The sequence below is a fragment of the Rhizobium sp. BK181 genome, assembly GCF_014193305.1.
In the GTDB taxonomy this organism is placed as follows: domain Bacteria; phylum Pseudomonadota; class Alphaproteobacteria; order Rhizobiales; family Rhizobiaceae; genus Rhizobium.
Genome location: NZ_JACHZA010000033.1, coordinates 22,506 through 28,650, shown reverse-complemented (window position 1 = coordinate 28,650; position 6,145 = coordinate 22,506). Strand labels below are relative to the sequence as shown.

The 6,145-nt window shown below is 56.2% G+C and carries 10 protein-coding genes; 3 read left to right on the top strand and 7 right to left on the bottom strand.

Annotation, left to right across the window (positions count from 1 at the left end; translation table 11 throughout):
* Positions 1 to 98: 98 nt before the first annotated feature.
* A complete protein-coding gene (locus FHT77_RS30730; RefSeq protein ID WP_183759251.1) occupies positions 99 to 353 on the bottom strand; it encodes a WGR domain-containing protein in 255 nt (84 codons plus the stop codon).
* Between the two features lie 251 nt (positions 354 to 604).
* On the opposite strand from FHT77_RS30730, the gene FHT77_RS30725 reads away from it, so the two are divergent.
* Positions 605 to 814, top strand: a complete 210-nt coding sequence (locus tag FHT77_RS30725; protein ID WP_183759250.1) for a cold-shock protein — start codon at positions 605 to 607, stop codon at positions 812 to 814.
* A 121-nt stretch (positions 815 to 935) separates the two neighbouring features.
* Here the strand turns inward: FHT77_RS30725 and FHT77_RS30720 are convergent, their stop codons facing one another.
* From FHT77_RS30720 to FHT77_RS30710, 3 genes are all read right to left on the bottom strand, one after another.
* Positions 936 to 1,847, bottom strand: coding sequence for a hypothetical protein (locus FHT77_RS30720; RefSeq protein WP_183759249.1), 912 nt, complete (start codon positions 1,845 to 1,847; stop codon positions 936 to 938).
* 240 nt (positions 1,848 to 2,087) lie between these two features.
* On the bottom strand, positions 2,088 to 2,351 hold the full coding sequence (locus FHT77_RS30715) for a DUF982 domain-containing protein (protein WP_183759248.1): 264 nt from the start codon (positions 2,349 to 2,351) through the stop codon (positions 2,088 to 2,090).
* A 253-nt stretch (positions 2,352 to 2,604) separates the two neighbouring features.
* Positions 2,605 to 2,880: a hypothetical protein gene (locus tag FHT77_RS30710; protein ID WP_183759247.1), complete on the bottom strand. Its 276-nt coding sequence runs from the start codon at positions 2,878 to 2,880 to the stop codon at positions 2,605 to 2,607.
* Between the two features lie 131 nt (positions 2,881 to 3,011).
* Here FHT77_RS30710 and FHT77_RS30705 point away from each other — a divergent pair, with 131 nt between their 5' ends.
* A complete protein-coding gene (locus FHT77_RS30705; protein WP_183759246.1) occupies positions 3,012 to 3,491 on the top strand; it encodes a hypothetical protein in 480 nt (159 codons plus the stop codon).
* An 803-nt stretch (positions 3,492 to 4,294) separates the two neighbouring features.
* Here FHT77_RS30705 and FHT77_RS30700 read toward each other — a convergent pair.
* Positions 4,295 to 4,726: a pyridoxamine 5'-phosphate oxidase family protein gene (locus FHT77_RS30700; protein WP_183759245.1), complete on the bottom strand. Its 432-nt coding sequence runs from the start codon at positions 4,724 to 4,726 to the stop codon at positions 4,295 to 4,297.
* Positions 4,727 to 4,964: 238 nt separating this feature from the next.
* On the opposite strand from FHT77_RS30700, the gene FHT77_RS30695 reads away from it, so the two are divergent.
* Positions 4,965 to 5,153 (top strand): hypothetical protein, encoded by a 189-nt coding sequence (locus FHT77_RS30695; protein ID WP_183759244.1) that lies wholly within the window; start codon positions 4,965 to 4,967, stop codon positions 5,151 to 5,153.
* A gap of 63 nt (positions 5,154 to 5,216) precedes the next feature.
* Here the strand turns inward: FHT77_RS30695 and FHT77_RS30690 are convergent, their stop codons facing one another.
* Together FHT77_RS30690 and FHT77_RS30685 are read right to left on the bottom strand one after the other, a co-directional pair.
* On the bottom strand, positions 5,217 to 5,561 hold the full coding sequence (locus FHT77_RS30690; protein WP_183759243.1) for a DUF2934 domain-containing protein: 345 nt from the start codon (positions 5,559 to 5,561) through the stop codon (positions 5,217 to 5,219).
* A gap of 104 nt (positions 5,562 to 5,665) precedes the next feature.
* On the bottom strand, positions 5,666 to 6,106 hold the full coding sequence (locus FHT77_RS30685; protein WP_183759242.1) for a DUF421 domain-containing protein: 441 nt from the start codon (positions 6,104 to 6,106) through the stop codon (positions 5,666 to 5,668).
* Between the last annotated feature and the right edge of the window lie 39 nt (positions 6,107 to 6,145).

Genomic DNA, 6,145 nt, shown 5'->3' with positions numbered 1-6,145 from the left:
GCGCGCCGTCACCTACCTGCACCACCTGCAGCCGGAGGACACTGACCTCGACGACAACGACGAAGGGCAGGCGGCGTGAGCCGCCTGCCTCTCCCGCATCAAACGGCTGGCGATCTCGTCCTGTAACCTCGGGATCGCTTCTCCTTTAGCAGATGAAGAAACGTGTCCACCGCAGCCTGTTCATGGGCGAAATGTTCGATCCTGACCTGGCCCCGCGTGCCGATACGTCCCCATCGCCGCGTCAGACAGGCATCTCCAAACAGACTAGCGGAAACCTCGAGCGCATAAAATCGCGCCACGTTCCGGTTGGCGTCCTTCCGCTCGATGTAGAGGTGATAGGGCTGTTGAAGCATGGAGACAGATTCGCTTCCGGCAGCCTCCTCGTCCAACGAGAGTTTTGAATCGATCCGCGCTGATCGATTCAAGTTCGTGAACAATGGCCACCACAGCGCCGGACTCGAGATCTTGAAAGCCGGTGGCCAGTCATGCTTCCGGTTCCATGCAGCATCACGGTCATTGCGTTCCGAGATTTGCGCATCCAAGGCTTGTCATTGCCTGCTGCCCGTTTATGGTTTGCATCGCAGGGGTTCACAGGAGGTGGCACATGCCGACAGGAACAGTAAAATTCTTCAATCAGGACAAGGGATTTGGCTTCATCCAGCCAGACGATGGGTCGGGCGATACGTTTGTTCACATCTCGGCTGTGCAGCGGTCCGGCCTGGATGGCCTGCGCGAAGGCCAGAAGGTAAGCTACGACATCGTCGCTGACCGTCGGTCCGGCAAGTCATCGGCTGAAAACATCAAGGCCCTTTGATATCGCGCTCCTTCGTCTCCGGCTGAGGAGGCGGGATCCCGGTCCAGGCGCGACTACAATGGGGACAAACCCTTTGAGCGAAAGAAGAGCGCGTCCTATCCCGAAGCGCTCTTTTTGATCGTCACATCTTGCTGCGACCGATCGCAACAAGGTCCTCTTCCTCGTCGCGTTGTCTGCCGCCCAGAGCAGCGGCGGCGGACGCAATGAAGGCCCCGATCAATAGCGACAGCGAGCCGAGCATGGCAGTGGTCGCAGACGCCTTTCTTGCCTTGTCAGCCGCCGTTTGGGCTGCTGTCTTGGCGTCATCGATCTGTTTCAGGACCGTGTCGACCCGGCCGCGGGCATCGGCTTCAGACAAGCCGGTGCGAGCGGCAACGATGGAGGCGATATATGTTTTGTCCTGATCAGGGATCGAACCATTCTTTGCGCCTTGCAACAGGATGCGGGAAATCTCGGCCGTCGCAGCACCATTGGTTTCACCGGCGCGGTCTGCCGTCTGTTGCTCGGGTCGGAGAAGAGCGTCAGTGAAGTACGAGGTCGCGAGATCAGGCCCCGAGGACGATGCTGCAGCTGCGCCGCCTGCCACTGTAGCGCCGGTTGCAATCGTGCCGACGGCACTTGCTCCCGCACTTGCCAGCGAGGTTAATGACGATGCGAGAAAGCCAGCCACGAACACCGTCGCGACCGCCCAGCTCAGGAAACCATGGGCTGTGTCACGAAAGAACACTTCGTCGGTATGGGCTGCTGCCCACTTGGTCCGCAGCCGGCCGGTCAGATAGCCGCCCAGAGCAGAAGAGAGCCATTGGACAACGACCAGCCAGATTGCTGCAGTCACACCAACCGTTGCAGCAGAACTGCTTTCGCCCGACCAGGGCGAAACCATAGTCAGCCCCACACCTGAACCGACAAGCAGCAGAATCAATGTGACACCAGTTGCTGCCACCGCGCCTCCGAATATCGACCCCCAGGACATCCCGGACTTCGAAGATTCGATCGGCATCACGTCAGCTTTTCTTTCATACGCTACAGACATCTCGAACTCCTAGCGCATGAAAAGAACAAGTAGAATGACGATAGGCAGTGGAATGCCAAGAAGCCAGAGGAGAAGACCACGTCCCATTTCAATACCTCCAAAGTTGGAACAGTTTTGCAGGTCCCGAACGCCAGGAGTTCCTCTTTGTTCCCTTATAGATGGCGGCTGACGCGGCTGCCCCGCTCCGCGCGACGCAATCCTCGAAAACACAGGACGGGGAGGCAGCTGTCCCGGTTGTCATCAGCAGACAATTGAAAGGTGAGGAATGCGCACTTCATCGGCAGCGCGGAGAAGGGCCTCCCTGGCTGCAAGGGCCGGCGCAGCGCGCTTGTAGGCGTTCAGGCAGACAACAAGCGCATTGATGTATTCTTCCCCGTCATCGCAGGGCCAATCCTCGACCAGAACCATTGCGGCATCTGCGACGTTCTGCACCAGCTTGTATCTTTGTGCGCCACCAAAGAGCAGTCTTACAGCGGGAAATTTATCCGGTGTGTTCAGACTCATAACGATTGCCCTCATCGCTCGGAAATATTAGCGGCGATGCAATAATCGTTCCAGTTGGCCCAAGTGGCCCAGCGGAAGCAACCGGTAGTAGAAGCGCTGGCGGAAGACTGGGGCGAGTGCTTGTCGGATCGAACCGATCTCAGGTCATTGCGCACCGGCAAACGTGAACCGACGAGCCGTTACGCCCAACACTCTCGCCATTCGCCGACGCATGGCAGCAGGCCGATGTCAAACGCCCGGCAGGCGATCTGGATCAGTGCGACAGATCACTGGGCAGAAGGCTTTCGGTATCCACCAGCGTGTCATCTCGCCTAGGGCGGCTATTCGACTCGTCCGGTCGGGTAGCGCCGCTGTCGTCGAACGCCGTCAGTTGCACCATCACTGCCTTGGCATGATCGATCGCATTCTGATCGTCAAGGAGATGGTCCTCATTGCTCATACGGACAAGAACACTTTCCCCACCTTCGCCGACGAACTCCACCATGACCTCGGTTCCTGCGTCACTGACCCTCGTATCGATAAGTTGCATCTGCAGTGTCCTCTTTGAGTGATGCTGTTGAACTCTTCAAGTTGGCGAAATGTTCCTGTCAGCCGCACGAGGCGCATGCATCTTTTCGCCGCGGCGCGCGTTCCTGATCCAGCCAGTTCAGGAGAAGCCAAATGATCAAGAGCGAATACCCAGACGCCGAAAGCATCGATGATGAGGAGCTCGAGGAAATCATGGAGTCTGTCTTTCCCGACTCAACATCGGGTCCCAACGAAAATGTAATTGCTGGCCATCGGACGGCAGATACGGACCTCTTCCGAGAAGAGAAGACGGGGCGAAGAGAAGAGAGAGAGCGGGTCAAGTTCGCCCAGATACGTGATGACATCGATTTGATTAGACGTGATATCGAAACCCTCCGCAACAGGCTCGCTGTCGTGGTGGAACGGGCCGCAACGGTTGTGCAATCGCGAGCCGAGTGGGCAGACGCTGCAGCGCACGCGCAGCTTGGGGATTACCCATGGGCAAAACTCGCTGGTGCCATGATCGGAGCCTTAGTCGGGGCAAGATTCCTGAGGCGCCTCCCTGTTGCAGCGCTGACAACCGCAGCCGCTCCCGCTGTCCTGGCTGCTTTGCAGAAAAGCGCTTCCAATTAGTCATTCCTTCAAAACACCCGTGTTTCCACGTACAATTTCAATTGGCTGCCGGAGTACGTTCTGGCGCTCATTCGCTCCGCTCGGTACGCCGTTTGCCGGCACTGTCTGTCTGATTTTGGAACTGTTGCTGGCCAGCGGGTTCGGTCGCGTTCGGTTGGACGCCAGAGCGTGACCGCCTGTGTGACATGTCCTGCAACATGCGATGCGATCCATACGCACTCGTACAAACGGCTTGTACTGCCCTTACCAATGTGAACTATCGAGTCGCCGAGCGGCTCGCCCGCTGGCTCCTAATTTGCGATTATAGAATGGATGGTGACGACTTCCGCATGAGTTCCGGTCAATCATGCTCGCGGCTCGCCGCCCCAGCCCATTCAGAACGCGAGTATGAACGCTTACTTACCACTATCGAAGAGGTCGGTCAGGTGCCACCTAGTCGCCCTTCGAGTGTTGCTACTGTCGAACCAGGTTTAGATGTTGTCTAATGTGTCCCGAACACCAGAATGGCCACAGCGATCCAGAACAATGCACAGATTTCAACGGCTATCAGCAAACCAATTGACCGATCACACACGGGGCTTCCTCCATCTCCTGCCTCTTGCCATGAACGCTGAAGTTGTAGTTTTGGTTCCGTGGTCGAAGAAGTTGCCCGTAGCAAAGAGCCGCAATTTTTCAAGTCGCTGGTGGTTGAAGCCCTGTCCTGGCGAAGGGCGACTCGGTCGTGCCAGGTTTTTACCGACATAGAGACCGGCTGGTTAGGGTAGGGCAGCAGGTAGCTGAATGCCGTCGCGAGGGGACTATAATCACATTGAAATGGATCCGTTCTCCTCACCATCCCAGTACTGGATCTTCTCGGCGTGAACTTTGACCAGCACCATTCCCGGCGTGTTGAATTTCTCTGGAAACCAACGATTAAGCCCGTCGGTCCACCGGGCCTCGAACTTCTGTCGAACTCTGATGAGTTCAGCTTTGCCCTCAACGGAAACAAAAATTCCGGGCTTTCCCAGAAGACCAGGAGGCGCTGTGAACGTAAGCGACAAGGCGGGGTTGCTTTTCAGATCGTAGATCTTGCGTGTGGCCTCGTAACTGAAGAACCAGGAATCGCCATCATATTCGACCTCGCCATTGTTGCTCATCGGTCGACTGGAAAGCACGTTGCCGCTATATGTCGTCATCATGCAGAAATCGATCTTCCGTAGTTTTTCCGATAACTCCTGAAGCGTCATTGTTGTCATGTTGTTTCTCCATCTGTGCGACGCAAAACAGTTGAAGACGAGGGCTGTTCCATTCACTGGCAAATTAGATCGAGCAACAGTGTAGTGTTCGATTGTGGCAAGCAAATTAGTGCTCAGTTGCCTTTACTGAAAACAGGTAAATTGCCTTGGACGGCCGACGACGGCAGAAAACACGAACCTGGCGTGCTGCGGAACAAAGCGATCTATCTGTCGTTTCATCACGGCAAGGAGATCAGAGATGCCGACTTCAGTCCCCAATCCAGCAGAGACACCCCGCGGCCCTCAACCAGAATCGGGCATCCCGGACCGGACGAAGGAAAAACCGCCACTCACGCCCGCACAGGATCCTGCGGACAACAAGAACCCAAACGACCCACCCCTTGATCCTGCACTTCTTCCGATCGGCGATCCGGCCGGCGCAGGTTGATCGCTTCACGCACAACCTGCAATTCCGGAAAATAAGGAGAGGTCGGAAAATCGGTCACTCCCGTCACGGTTGCTCCCGTACACCAGGCGTGGCTTCGCGTTCATCGGCGTCTTCCAGATCGCTCTTGACGATAAAGACGTCCCTGTGTTGGCGCGCCGCTTCGCGTAGCGCATCTAGGTTCGGCACATCGTCGCTGTCCAGTTGGTCGTGGCCGTGAAGGATTTCACGTTCCGCCTGAAGCCAATGTTCGTCGTGACGATCGTCCGGGCTGCCCTCGGATTCCCAGATCTCATAGGCGCGGCTGCGGATACGATCGGTAACATTTTTATCGCTACTGGCGTCGGGTGTTGACATCGTTCCTCCATCGGGACGTGTCCCCTGGATCGGTGTGTTCGGTCGCTTTGCCATGATGATGCTCCTTGGAAGAATGCTGTCCCAAACGTAGAATGAGCGAAGAAGTTCCTCAGTCCGCATTTGCTTGAGGGGCCTACTGCCCGCGGGCTGTACAAGTCTCATTTTTTTATGATGCTGATGTTTCCACTGACCTCGAGGATTGCGAATTTGATGTCATCGATCGTTTCAATCCCCTGCTGGCTTCGAGCCGCCTCCATGATGTCATCCCGGCCCATCCGACAGCCGCGCAAGGCGGTGTCGTCGTAGACGCCGTGGCTTACAAGTATTGTCGGAACACCGTCAACGACATGCGCAGCTCGTGTCCACCCTCGTTTTACATAGGACAGAGCAATATCGGTCGTGAAAAGTGTGAGGATGAGAATGATTGCGTTGGTGACCGAAAAGTCGTCTGCAAGCATTGCTTGTTGCGTCGTTTCGGAAATGACGAGAACAATCACCAAGTCAAACGGAGTCATCTGCGCCAAGGTCCGACGCCCAGACAGCCTGATAATGAGGAGTAGGCTAAAGTAGATCGCAAGTCCGCGAATGACGGAGTCCATCTCTTCCCCTTACGGAAAAACGAACACTGACTGATTGAC